The organism is Lederbergia sp. B243.17, assembly GCF_057657925.1.
In genome coordinates this window covers 16,552-42,011 of the sequence record NZ_JBWBKF010000013.1, presented here as the reverse complement: position 1 = coordinate 42,011, position 25,460 = coordinate 16,552, and the positions used below count along the sequence as shown (strand labels likewise).

29 protein-coding genes and 1 riboswitch are annotated in these 25,460 nt (G+C 45.1%); of the genes, 24 read left to right on the top strand and 5 right to left on the bottom strand.

Features of this window, described 5'->3' with window-relative positions; genetic code table 11:
* The first annotated feature begins 70 nt into the window (after positions 1 to 70).
* From AC0TWI_RS00635 to AC0TWI_RS00625, 3 genes are all read left to right on the top strand, one after another.
* Positions 71 to 1,720 carry a catalase gene (locus AC0TWI_RS00635; protein ID WP_488124401.1) on the top strand — a complete coding sequence of 550 codons (1,650 nt, stop codon included), beginning with the start codon at positions 71 to 73 and terminating at the stop codon, positions 1,718 to 1,720.
* A 161-nt stretch (positions 1,721 to 1,881) separates the two neighbouring features.
* Positions 1,882 to 2,316, top strand: coding sequence for an alpha-helical endospore appendage domain-containing protein (locus AC0TWI_RS00630; RefSeq protein WP_488124400.1), 435 nt, complete (start codon positions 1,882 to 1,884; stop codon positions 2,314 to 2,316).
* 116 nt (positions 2,317 to 2,432) lie between these two features.
* Positions 2,433 to 2,591, top strand: coding sequence for a hypothetical protein (locus AC0TWI_RS00625; protein WP_488124399.1), 159 nt, complete (start codon positions 2,433 to 2,435; stop codon positions 2,589 to 2,591).
* A gap of 220 nt (positions 2,592 to 2,811) precedes the next feature.
* Here the strand turns inward: AC0TWI_RS00625 and AC0TWI_RS00620 are convergent, their stop codons facing one another.
* Positions 2,812 to 3,435 (bottom strand): hypothetical protein, encoded by a 624-nt coding sequence (locus AC0TWI_RS00620; RefSeq protein WP_488124398.1) that lies wholly within the window; start codon positions 3,433 to 3,435, stop codon positions 2,812 to 2,814.
* A gap of 360 nt (positions 3,436 to 3,795) precedes the next feature.
* Between AC0TWI_RS00620 and AC0TWI_RS00615 the strand changes: the two genes are divergently transcribed.
* From AC0TWI_RS00615 to AC0TWI_RS00555, 13 genes are all read left to right on the top strand, one after another.
* The gene (locus AC0TWI_RS00615; protein WP_488124397.1) at positions 3,796 to 4,056 is read left to right on the top strand and encodes a metal-sensitive transcriptional regulator; all 261 of its coding nucleotides are present in this window, start codon (positions 3,796 to 3,798) and stop codon (positions 4,054 to 4,056) included.
* A gap of 77 nt (positions 4,057 to 4,133) precedes the next feature.
* Positions 4,134 to 4,361 (top strand): sulfurtransferase TusA family protein, encoded by a 228-nt coding sequence (locus AC0TWI_RS00610; RefSeq protein WP_488124396.1) that lies wholly within the window; start codon positions 4,134 to 4,136, stop codon positions 4,359 to 4,361.
* 58 nt (positions 4,362 to 4,419) lie between these two features.
* Positions 4,420 to 4,773 carry a rhodanese-like domain-containing protein gene (locus AC0TWI_RS00605; RefSeq protein ID WP_488124395.1) on the top strand — a complete coding sequence of 118 codons (354 nt, stop codon included), beginning with the start codon at positions 4,420 to 4,422 and terminating at the stop codon, positions 4,771 to 4,773.
* A gap of 24 nt (positions 4,774 to 4,797) precedes the next feature.
* Positions 4,798 to 5,094 (top strand): rhodanese-like domain-containing protein, encoded by a 297-nt coding sequence (locus tag AC0TWI_RS00600; protein ID WP_488124394.1) that lies wholly within the window; start codon positions 4,798 to 4,800, stop codon positions 5,092 to 5,094.
* A gap of 52 nt (positions 5,095 to 5,146) precedes the next feature.
* Positions 5,147 to 5,749 carry a sulfurtransferase TusA family protein gene (locus AC0TWI_RS00595; protein ID WP_488124393.1) on the top strand — a complete coding sequence of 201 codons (603 nt, stop codon included), beginning with the start codon at positions 5,147 to 5,149 and terminating at the stop codon, positions 5,747 to 5,749.
* Positions 5,742 to 6,137 (top strand): DsrE/DsrF/DrsH-like family protein, encoded by a 396-nt coding sequence (locus AC0TWI_RS00590; protein WP_488124392.1) that lies wholly within the window; start codon positions 5,742 to 5,744, stop codon positions 6,135 to 6,137. Before AC0TWI_RS00595 ends, AC0TWI_RS00590 begins: the two co-directional genes overlap by 8 nt.
* 45 nt (positions 6,138 to 6,182) lie before the next feature.
* The gene (locus tag AC0TWI_RS00585; RefSeq protein ID WP_488124391.1) at positions 6,183 to 7,310 is read left to right on the top strand and encodes an MBL fold metallo-hydrolase; all 1,128 of its coding nucleotides are present in this window, start codon (positions 6,183 to 6,185) and stop codon (positions 7,308 to 7,310) included.
* 62 nt (positions 7,311 to 7,372) lie between these two features.
* The gene (locus AC0TWI_RS00580; RefSeq protein WP_488124390.1) at positions 7,373 to 8,143 is read left to right on the top strand and encodes a sulfite exporter TauE/SafE family protein; all 771 of its coding nucleotides are present in this window, start codon (positions 7,373 to 7,375) and stop codon (positions 8,141 to 8,143) included.
* 453 nt (positions 8,144 to 8,596) lie between these two features.
* Positions 8,597 to 10,174, top strand: coding sequence for a spore germination protein (locus tag AC0TWI_RS00575; protein WP_488124389.1), 1,578 nt, complete (start codon positions 8,597 to 8,599; stop codon positions 10,172 to 10,174).
* Positions 10,175 to 10,197: 23 nt separating this feature from the next.
* The gene (locus AC0TWI_RS00570) at positions 10,198 to 11,388 is read left to right on the top strand and encodes a Ger(x)C family spore germination protein (protein WP_488124388.1); all 1,191 of its coding nucleotides are present in this window, start codon (positions 10,198 to 10,200) and stop codon (positions 11,386 to 11,388) included.
* Positions 11,389 to 11,392: 4 nt separating this feature from the next.
* Entirely contained in the window at positions 11,393 to 11,614 is a 222-nt protein-coding gene (locus AC0TWI_RS00565) for a hypothetical protein (protein ID WP_488124387.1), read from the top strand.
* Between the two features lie 30 nt (positions 11,615 to 11,644).
* A complete protein-coding gene (locus AC0TWI_RS00560; RefSeq protein WP_488124386.1) occupies positions 11,645 to 12,742 on the top strand; it encodes a GerAB/ArcD/ProY family transporter in 1,098 nt (365 codons plus the stop codon).
* A 38-nt stretch (positions 12,743 to 12,780) separates the two neighbouring features.
* Positions 12,781 to 13,284, top strand: coding sequence for a hypothetical protein (locus AC0TWI_RS00555; protein ID WP_488124416.1), 504 nt, complete (start codon positions 12,781 to 12,783; stop codon positions 13,282 to 13,284).
* Positions 13,285 to 13,313: 29 nt separating this feature from the next.
* Here AC0TWI_RS00555 and AC0TWI_RS00550 read toward each other — a convergent pair whose 3' ends face one another.
* Positions 13,314 to 14,009 (bottom strand): hypothetical protein, encoded by a 696-nt coding sequence (locus AC0TWI_RS00550; RefSeq protein WP_488124385.1) that lies wholly within the window; start codon positions 14,007 to 14,009, stop codon positions 13,314 to 13,316.
* Between the two features lie 154 nt (positions 14,010 to 14,163).
* Here AC0TWI_RS00550 and AC0TWI_RS00545 point away from each other — a divergent pair, with 154 nt between their 5' ends.
* On the top strand, positions 14,164 to 15,429 hold the full coding sequence (locus tag AC0TWI_RS00545; protein WP_488124384.1) for a mechanosensitive ion channel family protein: 1,266 nt from the start codon (positions 14,164 to 14,166) through the stop codon (positions 15,427 to 15,429).
* A 21-nt stretch (positions 15,430 to 15,450) separates the two neighbouring features.
* The gene (locus tag AC0TWI_RS00540) at positions 15,451 to 15,654 is read left to right on the top strand and encodes a DUF6440 family protein (RefSeq protein ID WP_488124383.1); all 204 of its coding nucleotides are present in this window, start codon (positions 15,451 to 15,453) and stop codon (positions 15,652 to 15,654) included.
* A gap of 46 nt (positions 15,655 to 15,700) precedes the next feature.
* Here AC0TWI_RS00540 and AC0TWI_RS00535 read toward each other — a convergent pair whose 3' ends face one another.
* Positions 15,701 to 16,216, bottom strand: a complete 516-nt coding sequence (locus tag AC0TWI_RS00535; RefSeq protein ID WP_488124382.1) for an STM3941 family protein — start codon at positions 16,214 to 16,216, stop codon at positions 15,701 to 15,703.
* Positions 16,217 to 16,469: 253 nt separating this feature from the next.
* Here AC0TWI_RS00535 and yiaA point away from each other — a divergent pair, with 253 nt between their 5' ends.
* The gene (gene yiaA, locus AC0TWI_RS00530) at positions 16,470 to 16,940 is read left to right on the top strand and encodes an inner membrane protein YiaA (protein ID WP_488124381.1); all 471 of its coding nucleotides are present in this window, start codon (positions 16,470 to 16,472) and stop codon (positions 16,938 to 16,940) included.
* Positions 16,941 to 17,138: 198 nt separating this feature from the next.
* Positions 17,139 to 18,380: a serine/threonine transporter SstT gene (gene sstT / locus AC0TWI_RS00525; RefSeq protein WP_488124380.1), complete on the top strand. Its 1,242-nt coding sequence runs from the start codon at positions 17,139 to 17,141 to the stop codon at positions 18,378 to 18,380.
* 223 nt (positions 18,381 to 18,603) lie between these two features.
* On the opposite strand, the gene AC0TWI_RS00520 is transcribed toward sstT, so the two are convergent.
* Positions 18,604 to 20,022 carry a DHA2 family efflux MFS transporter permease subunit gene (locus tag AC0TWI_RS00520; RefSeq protein WP_488124379.1) on the bottom strand — a complete coding sequence of 473 codons (1,419 nt, stop codon included), beginning with the start codon at positions 20,020 to 20,022 and terminating at the stop codon, positions 18,604 to 18,606.
* Between the two features lie 133 nt (positions 20,023 to 20,155).
* On the opposite strand from AC0TWI_RS00520, the gene AC0TWI_RS00515 reads away from it, so the two are divergent.
* Positions 20,156 to 20,884, top strand: coding sequence for an MOSC domain-containing protein (locus AC0TWI_RS00515; protein ID WP_488124378.1), 729 nt, complete (start codon positions 20,156 to 20,158; stop codon positions 20,882 to 20,884).
* A 43-nt stretch (positions 20,885 to 20,927) separates the two neighbouring features.
* On the opposite strand, the gene AC0TWI_RS00510 is transcribed toward AC0TWI_RS00515, so the two are convergent.
* On the bottom strand, positions 20,928 to 21,926 hold the full coding sequence (locus tag AC0TWI_RS00510) for an anion permease (RefSeq protein WP_488124377.1): 999 nt from the start codon (positions 21,924 to 21,926) through the stop codon (positions 20,928 to 20,930).
* 410 nt (positions 21,927 to 22,336) lie between these two features.
* Between AC0TWI_RS00510 and AC0TWI_RS00505 the strand changes: the two genes are divergently transcribed.
* The 3 genes from AC0TWI_RS00505 to rhaM all read left to right on the top strand — a co-directional run bounded on the left by AC0TWI_RS00505 (position 22,337) and on the right by rhaM (position 25,392).
* Positions 22,337 to 23,383, top strand: coding sequence for a DUF6612 family protein (locus AC0TWI_RS00505; protein ID WP_488124376.1), 1,047 nt, complete (start codon positions 22,337 to 22,339; stop codon positions 23,381 to 23,383).
* Between the two features lie 56 nt (positions 23,384 to 23,439).
* Positions 23,440 to 23,538: riboswitch (purine riboswitch) on the top strand.
* Positions 23,539 to 23,624: 86 nt separating this feature from the next.
* Positions 23,625 to 24,797, top strand: coding sequence for an MFS transporter (locus AC0TWI_RS00500; RefSeq protein ID WP_488124375.1), 1,173 nt, complete (start codon positions 23,625 to 23,627; stop codon positions 24,795 to 24,797).
* 280 nt (positions 24,798 to 25,077) lie between these two features.
* Positions 25,078 to 25,392: an L-rhamnose mutarotase gene (gene rhaM / locus AC0TWI_RS00495; RefSeq protein ID WP_488124374.1), complete on the top strand. Its 315-nt coding sequence runs from the start codon at positions 25,078 to 25,080 to the stop codon at positions 25,390 to 25,392.
* The last annotated feature ends 68 nt before the right edge of the window (positions 25,393 to 25,460 follow it).

Genomic DNA, 25,460 nt, shown 5'->3' with positions numbered 1-25,460 from the left:
TGGGGTATCATAAGGATGCTGGGAGTACACCGTAGACAAGGGAACTATTTTTCAAAGGAGGTTTTTTATTTTGGCAGATGAAAAAGACCTGCAAGGGAAGCGCTCACAAGACGTTAAACGCGAAACGTTGACGACACGCCAAGGTCATCCAGTAAAAGACAACCAAAACATCAAAACAATCGGGAATCGCGGACCGGCTACGCTTGAGAATTACCATTTCATCGAAAAGATTTCCCACTTCGACCGTGAAGAGGTGCCGGAACGGGTTGTCCATGCACGGGGAACCGGAGCTTTCGGATACTTTGAGACGTACGGAAAAGTGGGAGATGAGCCGGTCGAGAAGTATACCCGGGCAAAGGTCTTTTCAGGCGCAGGGAAAAGAACACCGCTGATGGTCCGTTTCTCCACTGTGGCTGGATCCAAGGAATCGCCGGAGACGGCTAGAGATCCACGCGGTTTTGCCGTGAAAATGTACACGGAGGACGGCAACTGGGATTTGGTCGGAAATAACCTGAAAATCTTTTTCATTCGCGATGCGATGAAGTTCCCGGATATGATTCATGCGTTCAAGGCAGATCCGGCATCCAATGTCCCGCATCCGCAACGGATGTTCGACTTTGTTTCCAGAACGCCTGAAGCGACCCATATGATTACATTCCTTTTTTCTCCTTACGGAATTCCCGCAACATACCGTCATATGCAGGGGTCTGGCGTCAATACTTATAAATGGGTGAATGACAAGGGTGAAGCAGTCCTCGTCAAATATCATTGGGAGCCGAAACAAGGCATCCGCAACTTAACACAGGAAGAAGCGGATAAAATCCAGGCGAAAAATGTCGGGCATGCGACACAGGATTTGTATGAGGCGATCGAACGGGGCGAATACCCGGAATGGGAGCTGTTTGTCCAGATCATGGAGGACGACTACCATCCGGAACTTGATTTTGACCCTCTTGACGACACAAAGCTCTGGCCGGAAGACAAGTTTCCGTGGCTGCCGCTCGGGCGCATGGTGCTGGACCGCAATCCGAAAGATTTTCACTCAGAAATTGAGCAGGCCGCATTCGGTACAGGTGTCCTTGTTGACGGCATGGACTTTTCTGACGATAAAATGCTGCAAGGGCGTACCTTCTCCTATTCCGATACGCAGCGTTACCGCGTCGGAGGCAATTATCTGCAACTGCCGGTGAATGCACCGAAAGTGCCGGTTCACACGAATCAGCGCCGCGGCCAGATGGATTACCTCAGCGAAGGGGAAAGAGGAGAGGATCCGCATATCAACTATGAACCGTCGATGCTTGGCGGTCTGCAGGAAGTACAGGATCCGCCGCCGCCTCACCACCCAACATACAATGGAGCAACGATGAGTGCGCCGATTGATCGCCCGAACAATTACGGACAAGCCGGGGAAACCTACCGGAGCCTTGAAGATTGGGAGCGCGAAGAACTGATCAAAAACCTGTCGGAGGCTCTCGCTGTCTGTGACAAACGGATTCAGGACGCGATGGTCGGACACTTCACCGAAGCGGATGCAGACTACGGACGCCGGGTGAAGGAAGGCATTGAAATGAAAATGAAAGAGCTCAGTGAAATGAAGAGCGAAAAAAACACCGTCCCTGGCCGCGAATCTGGAAAGACGAAGTACGGCCAAGGATCAGCTGCAGCGAATGAAGCGACTAAGGATGCAGTGAAGAAAAGCCGCGAATCCGATGCTTATTAATAGACAAGCGAAGCAGGGTGAGAAAAACTTATTGTTTTTCTCATCCTGCTTTTTTCTTTTTTATTTCCTGTTATATACGTGCGTCCATCAGCTAAACAACTAAACAAGTTATCCGCTCCTACATAAATTAATAACGACATCATGTAAGGGAGGGTTAGTTAATGAGTCATCCATTTGACATTAATGAAGAAAGTTTACGTTCACAATCAATTGATGAGTTTATTCGTTCGATAGCAAGAATAGAAAATGCATTCGCAAATGTGCTGAACAGTGAAATGGAGTTTCTAAACAGAAACCGTGATCGGTTTTCACCAGAACAGTTATTGGAGTTTAACGAGAATCTGGAAAACATTATCAAGCTCGCAATCAAAAAAGAGATTATATTGGAGCTGCTCCTTGAAGAGGTGAAAAAATGTCCTAAACATTGCAAACGGGAGAAGGAATGTAAGTGTCATTGTAAATCACACCACTGCCATTGCAACGATTGCTGTGACTGTGAACATGATGAGTGGGAAGACGAGGGATGCTTCCACTGCCATGAACCTGAATTTATATGCGAATGCTTCAGGAAAAACAGGCGTAAAAAATATTATTGATAGCGAATAGACAATAATATCATTTTCTACAATGGGTTTAGTTGTAAAGCCAAGCGTCTATACATCATAAGGACATGTGAATATGATGAGCATATAAGAGGAAGGAGGTTTTGTTGATGGTTGAGGCAGCACTAAAAATTGAAAATGCATTGGCTGATGCAGTGAGCTTCGCTGTACTGCATGGTGACCCAGGTTTTCTCGAAAGAATTCTTAAGCTCGTGATTAAAAAAGAAATAGTTTTGGAGCTTTTGATTGAAGAGCTTCGCGAATCTTAGATAGTAGGCAAAGGAGTGCAGATATTCAACCGGCGATTAAGTAATAAACCGTTTGAAATCGTTAGCATTCTACGATCAGTAAGTTTAATAAAGCAAATGTGGCCACCAGTTAAATAAATTGGTGGTCTTTCCGCTTTTCTATTTGTGCTTGTATCCGAGACTCTGGATAGTGCAAAAAGCCCCCACCAAAAGTAGATGGGGACAAATTGGCTTTTCGGGATCAGTCAGTGCAATCTACGATATCTACACGTTGATCAGGATTTTCGGTTTCTGGTGTGATTACTACAGTGAATGTATCAGTTAGATCTTCCTGGTTGACGAAAACAAACGTAATTACTTGTGCGCCTGTTACTGGGTTCGTAACGATCGTAATCGTAACATCATATTCAACGTCATCGATTGTTCCTTCTCCTGTTAATACTGCATTATCTGTTGCGGGATCACAATCTGCAAAGTCAGTAATAGAACCTTCAAAACGGAAGTCGTTCTCAGTACCCTCCGCGTTGAATTGCAATACTACCTCATTGCGATCTGGCTGGTTGCATGGGCAGAAGCGGATCCGTAATGGATCAGCCTGTCCTGTTACTTCAGGAGTTCCAGGGCGTGACAGCACTGCCGGAATCGAGCCCCGGTTGTAGAATATCGAACATTCCTCACAACCCGGAGGTGGTGGTGTCGGCGGGAATAGCTCTTCAAGGAGAAGCTCTAGTACGATTTCTTTCTTGATGATTAATTTGAGAATTCTTTCAAGAAAACCCGGATTCTGATGCGTAACCGCGAATTGTAAAGCCTCGGCCAACGCCGATTCTACTTTCGCTGCTATCTCAACCTTACTATTTGCCATTTAATTAACTCCTTTCTATTGGATTCCTTGCATCTTATTCATTTTTCTCATGGCCTGTATAAACAGTTGTCCAGCTAAGATGAAAATTACGCAGAATGAGTGATTTCCCTAAATAAAGTTGATGAAACTAATCTTTTCGTACTGTATGGGCTTTGACCCCCCATGATGGTTTTTTAGTTATTTAAAAGGGTTATTGCGGAGACATTGGTGGTGCTCGCTAGTCAACAGGTACAATGGGTTCAAATTGGTCTCTCTTTCTAATGAGTAATCTTACAGAGAGGAAATTGTATCTGTTGACAAAATACCTATAGGGGTATATGATTGGTTTTGCAAACAGAAATTATGGGAGGAGGTAAAACATTGGATTATAATTCGCAAATGAAAAATCGGATTAAGCGGATTGAGGGCCAATTAAGAGGGATTTTAAAAATGATGGACGAGAATAAAGATTGTAAAGAAGTAATCACGCAATTATCCGCGTCCAGAACAGCGTTGGATCGGACTATCGGTTTAATTGTCAGTTCAAATTTAGTGGAGTGTGTCCGCGAGGCCGATAAGAATGGCGAGGATACGGAAGCGATGGTAAAGGAAGCCGTAAACTTATTGGTAAAAAGCCGATAAAAGAGGGTGGATACCCTTTTTTGTTTTAAATATTATAATACCCCTATAGGTATAAAGGGATTAGGAGGAATAGAAAGATGACTGCAGATAAATTGCTGGATGCTAAAGGGTTCGCTTGCCCGATGCCAATCGTGAAAACTAAGAAGGCAATGAATGAACTCGAATCAGGCCAAGTTCTGGAAGTCCATACAACAGATAAGGGAGCCAAGAATGATATACCGGCTTGGGCAAAATCTGTTGGAAATGAACTGTTGCAACTGGAAGAGGAAAATGAGGTCCTAAAGTTTTGGATCAAAAAGGGATAATTTTTTTATTCTATCCAATACCCTTGTGGGTATATTAGCTGAAGAAAGGAGGGTGAGAATGGGGTATGCAATTATTGCGATTTTTATAATCATCGTGATGATAAAATCCTTGCCGGCCAGAGGCGTTAACCAGATTACAGCAACTGATCTGAAGCATGAATTACAGGACAAGAACAAGCAATTTATTGATGTCCGGACGCCGGGGGAGTTCAATGGGAACAACATCAAAGGTTTTAAAAATATTCCGCTGCAGCAACTTGCTCAAAAAGCAGATAAAGAGCTCTTAAAGGAGAAAGAAGTAATCGTCATCTGCCAGAGCGGCGCAAGGAGCCAACGTGCATGCAAGATGCTGAAGAAAGCAGGGTTTTCCAATGTCACAAATGTGAAGGGCGGAATGAGTGCCTGGTTTTAAATAGATGAATGGGGGTTCTTAACCATGAAACAAATGACAGCAAAAGAAGTAGAAAAATTATTGGATGAAGGCAGGGAATTACACTTGATCGATGTACGTGAAACAGACGAAGTAGCGGCCGGAAAAATACCTGGTGCTGTCAATATTCCTTTAGGGCTCGTTGAATTCCGCATGCATGAATTGGATAAATCAACGGAATACATCGTCGTCTGCCGCTCTGGCGGAAGAAGCGGAAGGGCAGCACAATTGCTTGAGAGCAGGGGATTCAATGTAATTAACATGAGCGGAGGCATGCTCTCATGGGAGGGCAGGGTTGAGTGATTTTTTTTGTGAAAATATATACCCCACACCGTATAAATGAGGAGGCTGCATGATGAGTAAGATTGAAGCGGATGTAACCCTGGATGCCAAAGGGCTTGCTTGTCCCATGCCGATTGTAAAAACAAAAAAAGCGATGGCTAGCCTGGAGACAGGGCAAGTTCTCGAAGTCCAAGCGACGGATAAAGGATCAAAAGCCGATATCGCGGCATGGGCCGGCAGTACAGGACACCAATATATAGGGACAATTGAAGCTGACGGAGTGTTAAAACACTTTCTCCGCAAGTCTTCCCCTGAGGAAACGGCAGAAAGAGAACATCCTCATGTAATCAGCAATGAAGAGCTGCAGAAGAAGCTTGAAGCTGAGGCAAATATCACCGTGATTGATGTCCGGGAAGTTGCGGAATATGCATTCGGCCATATCCCTCAAGCTGTTTCCATACCAATGGGCGAACTTGAAAATCGCATTAGTGAATTGGACAAGCAAAGTGAAATTTATGTAGTGTGCCGAACAGGAAACCGCAGCGATCTCGCTGCACAGAAGCTAGAGGATCTTGGATTTGGCAATGTGAAAAATGTGGTTCCCGGGATGAATCAATGGACAGGGAAAACAGCAAATATCAATGATGAAAACACAGGAGGAAATGACAATGACTAAAAGAGTAGCGATTATTGCAAGCAACGGCGGATTATTTGATGCATACAAGGTGTTCAATATTGCAACGGCTGCAGCAGCAACCGAGCAGGAAGTGAGCATTTTCTTCACCTTTGAAGGTCTGAATCTGATTCATAAAGAGGCATATAGACAACTACCAATGCCGGAAGGAAAAGAACATTTTGGAGAAGGCTTCGCAAAAGCAAACGTTCCATCCATTCCGGAATTGGTTGAAATGGCGCAAGAATTGGGTGTTACATTCATTGGCTGCCAAATGACGATGGATGTCATGGGATTGGAAAAGGAAGCTTTTGTTGATGGTGTGGAAGTGGGTGGAGCCGTCACATTTTTAGAGTTCGCGAAGGACGCCCAAGTTACTTTAACGTTTTAATTGATTTTTTTTAAAAGAAAAAATACCAGAGGGGGTAATGGAACGATGGCTGTAAAGGTCATGACTTCAAAAGAGGTAACAGAAAAGGTCATCAATAAAGAGAAGCTGTTTATTCTCGATGTCCGTAATGAAAATGATTTTAAAGACTGGAAAATAGAAGGGGCAAATATTGAACACTTGAATATCCCCTATTATGAATTGCTTGATGGCGTGGACGGAATAGTGGAGAGAATTCCTGCCGGTAAAGAAGTATTGGTAGTATGCGCGAAGGAAGGATCATCGGTCATGGTGGCAGAGATGCTGTCAGAAGCGGGTTTGACCGTGTCCTATTTGCAAGGCGGAATGAAAGCTTGGAGTGAACATTTGCAGCCGGTAAAAGTCGGCGACTTGCAAGGGGGCGGAGAGCTTTATCAGTTTGTCCGGATCGGCAAAGGCTGTCTATCTTATATGATCGTTTCGAATGGTGAAGCGGCTGTGATCGATGCAACACGTATGACAGATGTGTTTGTGGACTTTGCCGAAAATCTTGGCGCAACCATCACTCATGTGTTTGATACACATCTTCATGCCGATCATATTTCCGGCGGCCGGGCTATTGCTGAGAAAACAGGTGCAGTCTATTGGCTGCCTCCGAAGGATGCAGCTGAAGTAACATTCGCCTATCAGCCGCTCGAGGACGGGGATGAAGTGATAATCGGCAACACGAAAATCAGCATTGCCGCTCTGTACTCGCCTGGCCATACGATCGGCTCGACATCCTTTATCGTGGATAATAAATACCTGCTCTCTGGTGATATTTTGTTCATCGACTCGATCGGACGGCCGGACCTTGCCGGAAAAGCGGAGGACTGGGTTGGCGATCTGAGAAAGACCCTTTATCAGCGTTATAGAGCATTGTCTGAACAATTGATCGTTTTGCCGGCTCATTTTATGATTATCGATGAGTTAAATGAGGATGGCAGTGTATCAGAAAGATTGGGGACTTTGTTTGAGAAAAACCACGGACTAATGATGAAAGATGAAGCGGAATTCAGGAAACTCGTGACGGAAAACCTGCCGCCGCAGCCAAATGCCTATCAAGAAATCCGTGAAACGAATATGGGAAAAATCAACCCGGATTTGGATAAGCAGCGCGAGATGGAGATTGGGCCAAATCGCTGTGCAGTCCGCTAAAAAACAAAATGCCGACAAAGGGAACCGAATGAGGTTCCTTTTGTCTTGAAGGAGGGGACAACTTGGATTTATACTTTGTCGTTACCATCTTCCTGATCGGGTTGATTGGCTCATTCGTCTCTGGACTGCTTGGGATTGGCGGAGCGATCATCAACTACCCCATGTTGTTGTACATTCCAGCCATGATCGGAATGGGACATTTTACAGCTCATGAAGTTTCGGCCATCACAGCTATCCAAGTGTTCTTTGCGACAATTGGCGGGGTTTGGGCTTACCGCGAGGGCGGTTACTTGAACAAAGCGTTGATCGCTTATATGGGGACAAGCATTCTAGCCGGCAGTTTCATAGGCGGATTTGCTTCGAACAATATGCCGGAAAGCGGAATTAATCTTGTTTATGGACTGCTGGCGATCATCGCTGTTGTGATGATGTTTGTTCCGCGAAAAGCTGTAGAAGAGAAGCACGTTCACTTTAACAGATGGGTGGCAGCGGGTTCAGCGTTCATCGTGGGTATTGGTGCGGGAATCGTCGGAGCAGGCGGCGCATTTCTTTTGGTTCCGATCATGCTGACGTTATTAAAAATACCGACCCGGGTGACGATCGCTTCGTCTTTGGCGATTACACTCATTTCGTCTATCGGTGCTGTTTCCGGGAAAATCGGAGCGGGCGGTATTCCGTTATTGCCTTCTCTCATCATGGTAGTTGCCAGTTTAATCGCTTCGCCTCTCGGAGCCACTGTCGGTAAAAAGATGAATACTAAAATTTTGCAAGGCATTATGGGGATAGTGATATTGGCAGCTGCCGTAAAGATATGGGTAGAGATTTTAGTATAAGCATGACTGAACGAAGAAGTGCATTGCTAATCCAACAGCGGTTGCACTTCTTTTTGCATTTGTTATGAAACTTTTTCGGGTATTGTTCAGCTTAAATAAGCTTCTGCATAGTTTTGGGAATCCGTAGTACATTTTCGCCCGCTCAACAGGTTGGCAAAATTACCTTCGCAAATAGGCTGCGGGACTTCATTGTCTTGGCAGTGTATGCAAATTGTCGTATTCACGATCGATTCGTATGCAATCCGCCATCCTTTCCGCCCAGGCATAGACCGAGATCGCTCTTTGGAAAAGCGGGCGTTTTATATGGCAAACCTTCAAGGAAGATAAGGAAGAATGGTACCCAAACGTTCTGCGAGCGCGCGGATTCCTTTTCGCTTTTCTTTTACTTCGCCGCCGCATAAAACTCCTTTTGTGTAGAAAGATACAAGAAACGGATGATGCGGAGGGAAGGATGTGATTCGGAATATACAGAAATTTCTGCGTGGCAAGAGGAAAGATCAACCTATTCAAGATAGACAACAAAAAGACGCTTCACAAGACACCCTGTCGAAATCATTTGACAAAAATATAGAGTGGTTTAAGCTCATATTTGAAAATTGCTCAGATGTGATATTCCATGAATTCCGTCCTTTTGGAACGATGAAAGCGATAATTATTTACAATGAAGGATTGGTGGATACAGCACTTCTGCAGAATGATGTTCTTCTGCCACTGACGAAAAAGCATTCTGCAGATCAGGAATGGGCCATTGAACATGTGAAAAATAGTATGGCCGTCGCTAATACTAGTCAGACCCGGCTACTTGACGATTGTATTGAATCCATTTCAACTGGAAAAGCAATCCTCCTCATCGAGGGTGAAAAGGATGCGCTCTCTCTTTCTTTAACGAAATATCATTTGAGGGCCATCGAGGAACCGCAGGCCGAAAAGGTGATACGTGGTCCCCGGGCAGGTTTTATAGAATCCATTCAAGTGAATATTTCTTTAATCCGGCGAATCATCAAAAGCCCTGCATTAAAAATAAAATCCGTAAAGCTAGGGAAATACTCAGAGACAACTGTATCTGTGGCCTATATAGAAGGCATCGCCGATTCGAATTTGATTGCAGAGATAGAATCTCGCTTGCAGAAGGTAAGTTTTGACGGCATTTTAGACAGCAACTACATAGAGGAAGTGATTGAAGACAATCCCTATTCTCCTTTTCCTCAACTCTTGTCGACAGAGCGTCCGGATGTGGCCAGCGCCAACTTGCTGGAAGGCCGCGCTGTCATTTTGGTGGATGGATCGCCATTCGTATTGGTCGCGCCTTTTACTTTTTCTTCTCTCATTCAAGCCCCTGATGACTACTATGAGAGGTATATAGTGGGTACATTCCTCCGCTTCCTGCGCTATATATTTCTTGCTGTCGCCCTTTTTTTTCCTTCTCTCTATGTGGCCATCACTACCTACCATCAGGAGATGCTGCCCGATCAGCTACTCCTAAGTCTTGCAACAGCTAGGGAAACTGTCCCATATACTGCAGTGATTGAAGTGCTCATTATGGAATTAATGTTGGAAGCACTGCGGGAAGCGGGAGTCCGGCTGCCAACACAAATCGGCTCTGCGGTAAGTATCGTTGGGGCCCTTGTGATTGGACAGTCTGCCGTGCAAGCGGGTCTCGTTTCTGCACCGATAGTGATTGTTGTAGCAGCGACCGGAATCGCTTCATTTATGATACCTCGCTACACGATAGGGTACTCCATTCGTTTTCTTCGCTTTCCGCTCGTTATTCTAGCCGGATTTCTCGGCTTACTGGGCATCATGCTTGGGTTTTTAGCGATTGTAATCCATCTATGTTCGCTTCGTTCTTTTGGAGAGCCTTATCTGGCCCCTTTTGCACCGCTTAAGAAAAAAGAGTTGAAAGATACATTATGGAGAGCTCCTCTATGGATGATGAACCAGCGGCCGCACCTTACCGGGGATAAAAACATGAAGCGCCAAGGCTCCCAGCAGAAGCCTGGTCTTAACAGCAGGGGAGAGGCAGAAAAGTAAATGCATAAAGCGAGGGACATAGCATGAGAGGAAAATTTCGCTTGTCTGCTGGAAAACTATCCATAATTCTGATTTTTTGCGGGACTATTTTTTTGCTGGCTGGTTGTTGGGATCATCATGAAATCGATGAATTGGCAATCGTAACCTCAGCTGCTATCGATAAAGAGGATGATAAGGTCAAACTTTCTCTTGGAATCTTTATTCCGAAAAATGGAACGGGACAAACAGAGCAGGGGAGCGGCGGATCAGGAAATGAAATGACTTTTACCACTTCCCATACAGGCAGCAATCTTGCGGATGCATTATCTAAGCTCCAGGCGGAAATGCCTCGGAAAGTGTTCTGGGGCTCATGCAAAATATTTATTATCAGTGACAAGGTGGCCAAGGAAGGAGTAAGCGATCATTTGGATTTTCTACTTCGGCATCCCGGACCAAGAGAAAGGGCATTTATATTTGTCGGTGAAGGAGAAGCGAAAAAGTACATTGAATTAAAAACGGATCTGGAACGCTATTCATCTGAAGAGGTTCGCAAGCTGGCAGGCATGGATCATGGGACGGGACTCACAATCATGGAAATGGATAAAATGTTGGAAGGAAGTGACAGGGCATTAACGATGCCTTACTTGAAGAGGGGGAAGGATGGGAACGGAAACGGGAAAAGTGCGACAGCCGACATCGCCGGAACCGCTTTTTTTAAGGGGGACCGGATGCATGGAGTCATTTCTGAATCGAGTACAAGGGGCTTGCTATGGATAAAGAATCGGATGAAAGAGTACACAATCAGCATGAAGCCGGAAGGTGAAAAAGGTGAGGTAACTTTATACCCCATCACCTCGAGAATCAAGATGGAGCCCACCATAAGCGGAGATGATTGGAAGATGAACGTACATGTGAAAGCCGAAGGGACAGTCGTCCAGAATACGACATCTCTCGATCTCAGTAATCCGGATTCACAGAAAAAAATAGAAAAGGAATTACGTAAAGCGATAAAAAACAATATAGAAAAGGTGATTAGAGAAGCCCAAAATATGAGAATTGACGGGGTTCACTATGGCCAAGAATTTCATAGAAAATACCCGCGGCAATGGGAGAAGGTAGAAGCCAGCTGGGAAGAAAAGTTCCCAGAAGTGCGAACTGAATTCCATATTCAGACGAATATACGCAGGGAAGGGTACATCAAAGAAACAAAAAGTCGGATGAAGCAAGGGGAGTAAATTCGTGGAATGGAAATCCTTCGTTTTAACAGCAGGAATCGCCGCAGTCATCGTCTGGTTGCAATGGGGGACAATGAAAAAGAGACCGGTCCGGGAAAAAGGCGCTTTTTTTGTTCTTCTTGGCATCGGGATTCTACTATCTGCATTTGATCTCAAGCAGATGCCAGGAGTGATAACGCTTGAAAAACTGTTGTTCCAGCCGTTTGAAATTTTGCTAAAACACTAACGGAAGGGATAGTTGAAAGGAAGTAAAGATATGGAAAGAGGGAAAATTTCAGCTCTGCAAATGGCTGTACTCTTGTATCCTGCCATTACTGCAACTGCACTGCTCACAGTCCCTGGATTGACAGCCGAGTATGCTAAAAATGACCTGTGGCTTTCTCCGTTATTGGCTTCTTCAGTCGGTTTTGCAGCCATACTGATTGCTGTATGGCTTCACAACATGTTCCCAGGTGAAACAGTCATTCAATACAGCGAGAAGATTCTCGGACGAGCTTTCGGCAAGGTGCTGAGCTTTGGGATGATTTTATTTTATTTGGACACGACAGGCACCTTGATCAGAGATTATAGCGAGTTTATCATTACTTTTTTCTTCCCAAGAACACCACAGATCGTCATTGTCGGCTCAATTGTTCTGCTTTGTGCTTGTTGTGTTTATGCAGGCCTTGAAGTATTAGCAAGATGCGGACAACTCCTCTTACCCTTTTTCATCATTCCGCTCCTTATGTTTATCATATTTTTAGCGCGAGATTTTGAGCCGGAAAATATTTTTCCGATTCTAAGCCATGGAATGATACCGCCGATTAAAGGGGCAATCGTCATAGCCGGATGGTTCAGTGAATTTTTTCTGGTGGCTTTTCTGCTTCCATTCCTGTCTGACCAGAAGAAGCAGGTCAAATATGGAGTTCTGGCTGTTCTGGCGGTTACGATCTCGCTAACTATCGTCAATTTGATTGTATTGTTCATTTTGGGTCCGACCACGTCAGACAGAATATATCCTTTGATGAATGTGGGCCGGTATGCAAATCTCGGAAGTTTCATTGGAAACATGGAGTCGGTTATCATGGCCGTTTGGATTGCCGGTGCTTTTATAAAAATATCCGTATTTTATTATGCGGTTTCACTGGGAACTGCCCAGTGGCTAAACCTGTCCAGCTATAAGCTGATTGTCTGGCCATTGGGCATTATCATTGTTCAATTAGCTTTTTTGAATCTTGATAGTTCAATGGAACTTGAACATTATGTGGTCCGGGTGTTCCCTTTTTCATCAATCACCGTGCAGATTCTTCTCCCGCTTTGTTTTCTCGTAATTGCCCTGATTGTGAAGCGTAAGAAAAAGAACGAAAGTGCATAAATTTGAGCGGGCGGAGAGGAGGAAAGCTACTGGAAGTGATGAAGGTAGAGTTGTTCAATGATACAATGAAAGGAAAAGAAGTGAGAGGGGCGGAGGAGATGTATGTCACGCTTACATATTTTGTGACCCTTTTGGTGATTGTGATTTCGGTATTTGTATCTTTGTTTTTCAAATACGAGCTGGAACGCCTGTTTCGTGAACGGGAAGATGTCTCGGCTTTCCATATATGCAATCTGATTATTGTATTCATGGTTGCCATTGCTGTTTACGGCGTCATGACGCTCTATGTTAGTGGAGGAGAGCTTCATCTGCTGCTCAGTGCCCCGGTTCTTTTTCTACTCATTCTTCCTATTTACTATTGTGGCCATCGTGCTTTTCGAAACTATAAAATCACATACGAAAAATACAGGACGACTGAAAACGACAAGCTGATCGTCCTTAATGAAAGGTATCTGCAGCAAAAAAGGTCCGTAAAATTCAGGAGCTACAATGCAGCTGCCAAAGAGGACAAACGGATGAATCTGAAAAAGCACCGGTTTTGATTGATTGCACTTGCTGTTGTCTACTTCGCTTATCTCGAATATAGCTCTCGTATAAAATCTGCATCATCAGAGAAATACTTGTTGATCATCTCTTCTGTTGGCACCCGTGTCACAAAGAAAGGGATGTTCTTTTTTTTGATATGGGAGTCGATCTTTTCAATCGTCATTGTATTTCCTCCGAGTGTATTCGTCCAAAGCTCGATCTTTTTTCCGTCACGGAAATGGACAATATACATGCCGCTAACATTTTCCCGGTGCGGATTTGATTCAATACTGACACCGTAGGAGATCTCCACCCCTGCTACATCTTTATCCCATTTATATTCCACGTTCTGCAAACTCCAAAATTTGTCCAAGATAATCTTTTCATCCGTCATGACGATCGCATTTGTGACTCCAAGATAGAGGAAAGGAAGGGTAAACAAAATTGGAATAGTGGCCAACCTGAAGACCGTTCTCATGTTCCTTGCAAAGTCCTGAAACGAACGCTGCCGTATACCTTCCCTGATAGAAAAATAGATTGCCCATGTAGTGAGCCCAAAGACAAGTGCGCCGAAGAAAAACGGCCAATAGACTAAATACGGCATACCGAAATAGAAGGAGCCTTCGACATTGTTTATCATCCGATTGATCATGTAGAAAATAAAAAACCAAATGATTGCAAAAGGTCCGAAAACCAGGCAGAACTTCAACCAAGCTTTTTTTCCAGATGTGTTGTTATTCATAACATGTCTCCTAAAAAATAGATATGTATATTAAGGGTATACGGCTGTCATTATTGAAAGTTTCACTGAAATGTCCTTATGAAATTTCTCATCATGTGCTGTATAATGGCACAAGACCAGCACCTATGTATACAAACAGTTCGGAGGTATAGCAATGAAGTTTATTCGAAATCGCTTAACCGATTATGGGGTTGAAGGCGTTTGGCTTGATTATCTCTCAGTGGCAATATTGGTTGTTTTTGTGGCACTCGTTTGTATGATTGCTTACTTCATAACAAAAAAGGTCATCATCCGTTTCCTTACTCATATTATGAGCAAAAACAAGTTCAAGTCGGATCAGATCTTGCTTGAGCGGAAAGTGCTGCATCAAGCGTCACATTTTGTACCGGCTATCATTATCTATTCTTTTGCATCCACCTTTCCTGATCATCAGGAAGCAATTGAAAAAGCGGCGCTCACTTATATCATCATTGTAGCACTGGGCGTGATCAATCGTCTTTTGAGTGCTTTTAACGACATCTATAAAACTTTTGAAATTGCAAAAACAAAGCCGATTAAAGGCTATATCCAGGTGACAAAAATTGTTGTGATCATCTTTGGCACGATCTTGGTGATTGCCAATCTGATGGGGAAAAGTCCGCTCATCCTGCTTAGCGGCGTTGGTGCTCTTTCGGCGGTGTTTATGCTCGTATTCAAGGACTCCCTTTTAGGGCTGGTGGCAGGGATCCAATTGTCTGCCAATGATATGGTCCGAATGGGGGACTGGATTGAAATGCCAAAGTATGGAGCGGACGGGGATGTGATCGATATATCCCTGAATACAGTAATGGTGCGCAATTTTGACCGGACCGTCACAATGATTCCAAGCTATGCCCTTATTTCCGATTCATTTAAAAATTGGCGCGGAATGCAGGAATCGGGCGGCAGGCGAATCAAACGTGCATTGTATATTGATACATCGAGCATCGCTTTCTGCACAGAGGAAATGATCGACCGTTACAAGAAAATCGATTTGCTGAAAGGGTACATCGTTGACCGTCAAAGGGAGATCGAAGAATATAACAGCAAGCTTCAGGTTGAACTGGACATTCCGGTTAATGGCAGGGCGCTCACGAATATAGGGGTGTTCCGCGCCTATATCAGCGCATATCTCAAGCATCACCCCGGCATTCATCAGGAGATGACGCTGATGGTGCGGCAACTCGCCCCGGGAGAAACAGGGCTGCCGATTGAAATTTATGCTTTTACGAACAGCATTCAGTGGGACGTCTATGAAACAGTGCAGGCTGATATTTTTGATCATCTGTTGGCAGTTGCCGGGGAATTCGGCCTTCGTGTTTTTCAGAACCCGGCCGGCAGTGATTTTAAAGGGATTCGGGAAGTACCTGAGGAAGCCTATAAAGCTCACTCAGTAGGATAATACTAATCTGGAGGGGATCGGATGTTCAAGGGTAATAAAAAGGAAGAAGAGGGCAGGTTTCATGTAAAATCAGTAGAGGATAATCCTAAGCTCGGCCGGTTTTCTGTCATTGTCGACCGGGAGACAGGCGTCCACTATCTCCATTCCTGGGTAGGCACTGGCAGCTCAATAACACCGTTGTTGGACCAAGATGGCCAAGTCGTGATCGAGAAGACAGAAAACTGACAAGACAGAGCGCCAGGACTCCGGAAAGAGCCTGGCGCTTGTCTAATTAGGCATCCAGCTTCATTTGCCAGCGCTTGCCGATCTCTTCCAAGAGGTTATCAATCGGATAGGCCAAATTTTTCACAGGAATGTTCACTTGAGAGGGCAGCAGTCCCTGGTTTATTTTGTTCAGCCAGCGTTTGACGCCGCTGGAACGGTTGATGATCAATTTCGGGTCATGAGTGAAAATGGAAAGGAATAGCTGCCCGCTCATTGAAATCATGTCGATACCTTCAATCTCTTCCCACTTCACCAGCCCGGCTCCAATAAAACTGGAGTGATCAATAATTCCTTCATTGCTTATCATCAATGCCGGTTTATTAACGAGTAGCTCCTTAATATAATAAATGAGGCAAAGGCCAAAAAATACAAGTACGATGACCCCTAGTATGCCGATCCACAATGAAGCCTCTCCCTTCATAGCAAGGGTAAGAAAGAGGAATCCAAGAATTGTAAAAATAAGGGAACCGAAAGTCAGACCCACCATCCTTCCCTTTTTCGTATAGATTTTCAGTGTATCCATCGTTCACTCTCCTGTTCAGCTGATTATGAAAAGAGTATACCAACATTTTCGCGAAGATTTCCAGGGTCGTAAGCAATGGCCAGGTAAATTATTGCCCGGGAAAGTGTCGATTTTTGTTTAGAAAAAATACTTGCATACTGAGAAAAGACTCTTTTCATTGCATAAATTATCTATATAATAGTTTTAAAGCAAGGGCACCGCTGCCATCCAGCAGCGCTTGTTTGATATAGCAAAAAGTGGGGGTGAATTTTTTATGTCCAGTGAACCTGAAGTTTTATTTGATCGGGGGAAGCAGGAAGAGCCGAAAGTGAAAGAGGAAAGACGGGAGGGAGAACCGACTGCTGCTTTCAAAGGTGCATCATGGGCGGCGCTGCTGGTCGGGGTTGCAGCCTATCTGATCGGTCTGTTCAACGCATCCATGGAGTTGAATGAAAAAGGGTATTATTTTGCGGTTTTAATTTTTGGGCTTTATTCGGCGGTCTCGCTGCAAAAGGCGGTGCGGGACAAGGACGAAGGGATTCCGGTTACAGCAATCTATTATGGATTGAGCTGGTTTGCGCTGATTGTTGCTATTTCTTTGATGGCAATCGGTTTGTACAATGCCGGAAGCATTGTCCTAAGTGAAAAAGGGTTTTATGCGATGGCCTTCGTTCTGAGTATTTTCGCGGCAATTACCGTTCAAAAAAACATTCGTGACACAAGCAGGGCTAGGGAAAGAGACTGACCCCTCTGACGCTCCGTCCGCACTCCGGACGGGGCGGTGCCGATTACCAGTATCGGCGAGTCAATCGCTGTCCGTCCCTAAAAAAATCGGTTGCGATAAAACAAAGGATTCATTATAATTTTGGTAGAAAGATAATTTTGTCGAAGTTGTGAACAAATATACATATTATCCTTCGACAAGACAAGAGGGGGACAGATGATGAAAGGTCTATGGAATAAGTGGAACCGATTGAGCTTGGTAAAGCAGATCATTATTGGGTTAGTGATCGGTATTGTCCTTGCTTTAACGATTCCTGACGCGGCGCAGCCTGTTACAATATTCGGCTCTCTCTTCGTAGGTGCATTGAAAGCGGTTGCGCCTGTATTGGTATTATTTTTGGTTATGTCTGCAATCGCCCAGCACAAAAGCGGGCGGAAGACGAATATGAAATCGATCATCGGGCTTTATTTGCTCGGTACGTTTTTAGCCGGATTTATCGCAGTGCTCGTCAGCTTTGTGTTCCCCGTTAATCTGATTATGCCGGAAACGGCAGAAGATCTAACAGCGCCTGGCGGTGTCTCGGAAGTGTTGAAGACCTTGCTGATGAATGTCGTTGACAACCCGGCAAGCGCCATTTACAACGCAAACTATATTGGTATTCTAGCATGGGCTGTTCTGCTCGGACTTGCCTTGAAAAATGCCTCGGATACAACGAAAACAGTGATTTCCAACGTTTCTGATGCCGTCTCTACCATCGTAAAATGGGTGATCAAATTGGCGCCGCTCGGAATTTTGGGCCTTGTGTTTGAATCCATCACAACCAGCGGACTTGCGACTCTTAAAAATTATGGAGAATTGTTGGGCGTTTTGATTGGCTGCATGCTATTCGTCGCTTTTGTTGTTAATCCAATCATCGTTTTTGCAGCGACACGTCAAAACCCATATCCGCTCGTTTTCCGATGTGTAAGGCAAAGCGGAATCACCGCGTTTTTTACCCGCAGTTCAGCGGCGAACATACCTGTTAATATGAAACTGTGTGATGAGCTCGGACTGGACAAGGATACCTATTCTGTTTCCATTCCGCTTGGTGCGACCATCAATATGGCTGGGGCAGCTGTTACGATTTCAGTGCTGACGCTGGCCGCAGTCCATACACTCGGCATTCCGGTTGATTTTCCGACAGCACTGATTCTAAGCGTACTCGCTGCGGTTAGTGCATGTGGAGCATCAGGCGTTGCCGGCGGTTCACTCTTGCTGATTCCGCTTGCGTGCAGCCTGTTCGGCATTTCGAATGATGTGGCGATGACGGTTGTCGGCGTCGGCTTCATCATCGGAGTTCTGCAAGATTCTTTCGAAACAGCATTGAATTCTTCAACCGACGTGCTTTTCACTGCAGCAGCCGAAATCCGCGAGAAACGCAAGCAAGGCAAGCCGTTTAAAATTAATCAAAAGGTCGGCTGATCAAAAGGCCAGGTTCCCTATAATAGTGGAACCTGGCCTTTCTTTGTCTTTATGATGAAGTCAAATTTTTCGAAGCTTAATCGTGACAATAACGAGAATGAATGTGAAAAGCGTGACGAAACCTATAGATGGATCTCTACTAGCCAATATAAAGAAAGAGGCTGGCATGAGCCCGGTTCATCACCGTTATCATACCAGCCATAGGGTCTTTATGAGGTCAAATCTATTTCGAACCTTCACTGCTGCTCAGTTCCTCAGCTCTCGGCTGAAGGTCTTTTACGAAAAAGGAAATGATCAGCCCTGCTAGGGATAAAACTGCGACGACAATAAAGGCGACGTTGGCTCCGTAAATATCAGCATGAGCCATTCCTTTATCAGCCATTCTGCTTTCCGAAGTTGTCATCACCGTGACGAGGATGGCTGTGCCGATTGATGCGGCCACCTGTCTCATCGTATTATCCATCGCTGCACCGTGTGGTATGAAGCGTGTCGGCAATTGATTGAGTCCCGCGGTTGCGACCGGCATCATGACCATCGAAAGGCCGAACATCCGGACACCGTACATCACCGTGATGAACAGGAACGAGGTGGTTGTGTCCAGCCGCATGAAGAAGAACGAAGAAACTGTCATGATCACAAGGCCAGTGATGACCAGTTTTCTTGCACCAAACCGGTCGAAAATCCTGCCTGTGATTGGCGACATCAGCCCGGTAATTAGAGCACCAGGCAAGAGTGCCAATCCGGCTTGGAATGGTGTGAAGTCACGCATGTTCTGCATATAGAGCGGGATCAGTGTTTCGAATCCGATCAATCCCATAAACCCGATCATGCCGATGACAACAGCGAGCGGAAAGACAGGGAAGGTGAATACCCTGAACTCGAGCATCGGCTGTTCCAATTTCAGCTGTCTGAGAATAAAGCAGACGAGCGCTATTGCCCCGACAGCCAGGGACAAGATGGTCATTCCTGCAGTCCAACCGTGATTTCCTGCGGACGTAAACCCGTAAAGGAGTCCGCCGAACCCGAATGAGGACAAAATGATCGAAAGCACATCCAACCTTGGTTTCGTTAATTCCGTCACATTTTTCAAAACAAAGAAAGCGGCGATGATGTCAAGGATCGCAATCGGCAAAATGATGAAGAAGAGAACTCTCCATGAATAATGCTCCAGTACCCAGCCGGACAACGCGGGTCCGATTGCCGGAGCGAACGAAATGACAAGCCCGATCAGTCCCATCGCAGCACCGCGCCGATGTACCGGGAAAATCATCAGAAATACCGTCTGCATCAGCGGGAGCATGACTCCTGCCCCGGCAGACTGGATAACGCGGCCGACCAAGATCATCGGGAAATTCGCAGCCAATCCGGCAACAACCGTTCCGACGGCAAAGACGCTCATCGCAGTAATAAATAGCTGCCTCGTTGTAAACCGCATCAATAAAAATGCACTGACCGGAATCATGATCCCGTTAACGAGCATGAATACCGTCGTCAGCCACTGGGCTGTATTGGCCGTAATCTCCATTTCGCCCATAATAGGGGGAATGGCTGTGATCATCAGCGTTTGATTCAAAATAGAAATAAAGGATCCTGAGAGCAAAATGATAACAATCATTTTGCGGTTATACTCTGTCTTTTGCATGATGCCTCCTCCGTGTCTCTTAAACTACTCTCCATCATATAGAAAAAGCGGAGCGAGCGCTAGATAAAAAGATACGAAATGGCATTCGGATGATCATTATGTCATCTTAGAGGGAGAGAAGGAGGGAAGTCCGATGAAAATTTTAGAGAATACACCCTTCATCGAAAATATTTACGTCGGTGTCCCGCAAATGCTCGGTACCGCTGGGGCAGAGGAGCCGATGGATAGGGAATGGCGGAGCTCGATTTTTAAGCAGCCAGTTACAGGAAGCGTCTTTTTAGGCAAGACGAATCTGGCAGGGGATGAGCAGGCCGACATGAAGCACCACGGCGGTCCAGAAAAAGCGGTCTTCGCCTATCCGGGAGAGCATTACGGGTACTGGCAGGAGACTTTAAGGGGAAAGGAGATCAGGCAGGGAGGGATGGGCGAAAACTTTTCCACCGTCAATCTCCTGGAGAAGGATGTTGCCATCGGTGATGTTTATGAAATCGGAGAAGCGGTGATTCAAGTGTCGCAGCCCCGCCAGCCATGCTGGAAGCCTGCCAGGCGTTACCGGGTGAAAAACCTGGCGCTTCTTCTGCAGCATTCGGGGCGTACCGGCTGGTATTACCGGGTGTTGAAAGAAGGAATTGTCGAGGCGGGCCAGAAACTGAAGCTCGCAGAGAGCCCGCATCCCGAATGGACGATCGAGAGATGCAACCAGGTGATGCACTTGGAGAAGAGCGATTTTAAAAAAGCCGCCGAACTTGCCCTTGTAGAAGCCCTGGCGGTCAATTGGAAAGAGACTTTTCATAGGCGGACCAAAAAGGGTAAAGCTGAAAGTATAGACAGGCGGGTCTTCGGGCCGAATGTGGAAGAATAAACAAAATGCCAGGCCGCGGACTGTATCCGCGGCCTGGCATTTTTTAAAAGAAAAGGTTCAGTATTGTATAAAAGATTGCCGCCAGTCCGGCTGAAATTGGCAAGGTGATGACCCATGTAATCAACATTCGCTGGGCAGTTCCCCATTTTACTCCCTTCAGCCGATGCGAGGCTCCGACACCAAGAATGGATGAGGAAATAACATGGGTTGTGCTGACAGGCAGATGAATTAACGTCGAACCGAAAATGACAGCTGCACCCGTAAGATCGGCGGCGACTCCGCTGACCGGACGGATTTTCATGATCTTGCCCCCGACTGTCTTAATGATTTTCCAGCCGCCCATTGCCGTACCGAGCGCCATCGCCAAGGCACAGGCAAACTGGACCCAATGCTGGACGTCTTCAGTGCTTTGATAACCATTGACGATAAGCGCCATCGTAATGATTCCCATCGCCTTTTGCGCATCATTTGTTCCGTGGGAATAGGACTGCAAAGCGGCGGTGAGAATTTGAACTCTCCTGAATCTTTTATTTGTTTTTGACAAATTGCTATTTTTAAATATGACTTTGATGATGCTATAGACAATGAATCCAATCGCAAAGGCAAGAAGCGGAGAGAGAAGGAGCGCCTTTATAATGTTCAGAAATCCGCTGTAGTTCAATGACTGGAAACCTGCGGCAGCTATGGCTGCACCTGCGATCGAGCCGATCAACGCATGGGAAGAACTGCTCGGAATGCCGTAATACCAAGTGACGAGGTTCCAAATGATCGCTGCGAGCAGTGCAGCGAGGATGACAAGGGAACCATTGCCCAAAGTGAACGGATCGACAATATCCTTCGTTATTGTTTTTGCGACACCTGTGAAAGTCATCGCTCCGACGAAATTCATAATGGAAGCGAGCAAGATGGCATGCCTCGGCTGCAGCGCCTTTGTTGAAACGGAGGTTGCAATCGCGTTTGCTGTATCGTGAAACCCATTAATAAAGTCAAATACAACAGCAAAAACAACAATGAGGATGGTTAGAATCAGGATTGTATCCATGCTTTTATGTACCCCTTATGCATTTTAAAGTATTTTTCTATGTGCCGGAAACCGTGCCATATATGTATAGTTAAAATCCCAAATACACAGAAACCCAGCCCTCCTATAATATCGTAAAATGTCGAACAATAGCCATTCCTTAACAAATGCTTTACACAATCTTAACAATTGAAGTCGCAAATAAGGAATGGCCGATGTTACTTTCTTCCTGTTTTTCTTTGCCAGCCAATTAGTTAGAGTGACTGCGGACCTGGTTTCCAATTACTTGCATACGAAAGTCGGATTACGCGGACACAGGCCTTTTGGATGGTTTTCCAATATCTTACGTTTTTACGCGTGTATATCAGTATAATCAAACTAATTAGTGGATTTTCATAAATTTTACCAAATGAAAGGGAGTTGAAATACATATGTATAAGCGCTTGCTCATCCTGTTGGCGGCGATGATGCTCATACTTGGTGCATGTTCATCAGCTGTCGAACAGGAAGCGGAGAAGGTGGAAGCGGAGGAGAAAGGGAAGTCCGGTCAAAAGGATGGGAAAACAGAGGAAGCAGCAGCGGATGAAGCTAAAGAATCGGAGGAAGAGGAACCGGAAGAGATAACGCCAAAGGAGCTGTTTAGGCTGGCGATCGATGCGTTTGAAGAGATTCAAAGCTTTAGTGCTGAGAATGTTGAAAAGACAGTGTATAAGGGTGAGGAATTGGAACTTGAAATGGAAGAGAAGAATGAAATCGACTTTACAGCAGACCCGCGTGAGCTCGTTTTGCATACTGCTTCCACAAGCTCAAACTCCATTGATTGGTCTGAAATTTTCGGGGACGAAGAAGAAAGTGAAGACAAAAGTGCAGAAGATAGTGAAGAAATACGCGTGAGTTATTATACGGAAAATGGACTGTATTTATTATTTCCAGAAGATAATGTATGGGTAAAGCTGACGAAAGAGGATGAAGGGAAAGTTTTGGATTTAGATAACTTTGAAAACAGGTATGGTCCTTCACAACGGGTAAAGGAGCTTCAGGATTTTAGCGAAGATTTTCTGGTTGAGGAAGATGAAGAGAATTATATGCTAAAGTTGTCTTCTCTCAGTGATCGCTTGAAAGCCCATTTGACAGAGCAGTTCCTGGAAGACTTTGGGCATATGTTATTTCCGGACGAAGAAACTGGAGAACTAACGTTTAAAGACATTGCATATGACATATATCTGGATAAAGAAACGCTATATCCGTCAAAAATCCACTTTTATGGAGATGTTATTGCCGAGGGTACGTATAACAGCGCCTTTACTTTTGAAAGTGAAAGTGAATATGAGAATTATAACAATGTCGATATGATAACCTTAACGAAAGAAGATTTGGAATTGGCAGAAGAAGTGACTGCGGAGGAATTGGCCCATTATGAAATATTTGGAGATGCATTCGAAAGCATAGAAAATATCGCCAATTCATTAGGGCTTTGATCTTCTCTTTTTCTCTTGCAAATTCCGTCAGTCCAATGTATATTATTGTAATTGGATTACAAAACATATAGCAACGTTGTATAACCTCCGAATATGGCTGGAGGGTCTCTACCAGGAACCGATAAATCCTGACTACAAAAATGGAACGATCATTTTGCAGTCAGGTTTTTTTATTTCCTCCATCACCCTGCACTGAAAAGATCCGTTCCTTTCATATTTTTAAAGGAAAGGGTAAGAAGCTATGAATTACAAAGTGTTTATATTGGCAATGGCGACGGTCGCGGTCGGCCTGGTTGAGTTAATTGTCGGCGGGATATTGCCTGCCATTGCTGAAGATGTTGATATTTCACTAAGTACGGCAGGACAATTGATCACCGTGTTTGCCCTTGTATACGCAATTGCGGGTCCGGTTCTGCTCGTGGTGACAAGCCGAATAGAGCGGAAGAAGCTTTATCTTGCTTCCTTGTTTGTCTTCTTTCTTGGGAATGTCCTTACGTATTTTAGCCCAAACTTCACTCTAATGATGATTTCGCGGGTTTTGACGGCGATGAGCACCGCGCTTGTTGTTGTGTTATCGCTGACGATTGCGGCCAAAGTTGTTGAGCCGAAGCATCGTGCGAAGGCGCTCGGGCTGATTTACATGGGGATCAGCTCGTCGCTTGTTCTAGGTGTTCCGGTCGGCATCTTGATTTCCGAAACGTTCGGCTGGAGAATCATTTTCCTGCTGATTGCAGCGTTATCGATCGGCTCGATGGTTCTGATTGCTCTGTTTTTGGAGCGGATTCCCAGTGAAAAAGCAGTCCCGCTCTCCGTACAGCTAAAAGCGGTCGCGAGCGGAAAAGTCGGCGCTGCCCATCTCGCCACCTTGTTTATGCTGGCTGGCCACTATACGTTGTACGCCTATTTTACGCCGTTCCTAGAGACGAATCTTCACTTGAACTCCGGCTGGATCAGTGCTTGCTATTTCTTGTTCGGCATTGCCGCAATCAGCGGTGGCGCGCTTGGCGGAACGATTTCCGACAAGTTCGGCCCGCAGAAAAGCATTGTCATATTCATCAGTTCATTTGCGATTATACTGCTCCTGCTCCCGTTTTCGACATTTTCACTTGTCGCCTTCATCCCGATGATGATGGTTTGGGCAGCGCTCAGCTGGAGTCTTGCTCCGCCGCAGCAAAGCTACTTAATTCAGACATCACCGGAGACAGCGGATATACAGCAGAGTTTCAATAACTCGGCCTTGCAGGTCGGCATTTCCCTTGGCTCCGCAGTCGGCGGTGTTGCTCTCGGGCAGACTGGCAACTACGCCAGCATGTCCTGGGTCGGCAGCGTACTCGTCATCATCTCGCTCGTCTGCGCCGTCTACTCCATCACGAGAAAAACAGAAACACACACATCATCGATTAAAAATGTGTGATATTTAGGCCAGTCCCCGTCTAATTAACGTGTTAGCGCGTTAATAGGACGGAGACTGGCTGTTTTTTTGTCCCTGTAGGAAGTTATAAAATGCCGTGTCACTCCAATAGAGAATTGGAAATGGTTCATGAGAATAAGGGAAAACCAAGAAAACAAGCAAAAACAAATAAAAACAAATATTAAAAATGTTGATTTGTTTTGTAAAATCTGTTTATACTACTTATATAAAATAACTAAAAAGACTAATAGTTTCAGTCTAGCTAAAAGGAGGGAAGGAAATCATGATTCGAAAAGGGAGCATAATGCAAGTTCACCAAGATTGCTATGAAGAGTACATTAGGCGGCATGCTCAGTTATGGCCTGAGATGAAGGAGATGCTAAAGGCCTGTGGTGTGAGTAATTATTCTATATTTCTTGACCGGGAATCAGGCAAACTCTTTGCTTATTTGGAAGTCGAGAATGAGCAACTTTGGGCAAACATTGCCAATACGGAAGTTTGTCAAAAATGGTGGGAGTACATGGAACCTCTGATGTTAACAAATCCTGACAATAGCCCGGTTACAGTCGATCTGGAAGAAGTCTTTTACTTGGCATAAGAGCTGGTTCTTATTTTACGGTTTGAGGAAAGCGCATTCATTTATCAGAGAATCAAACAATCGTTAAT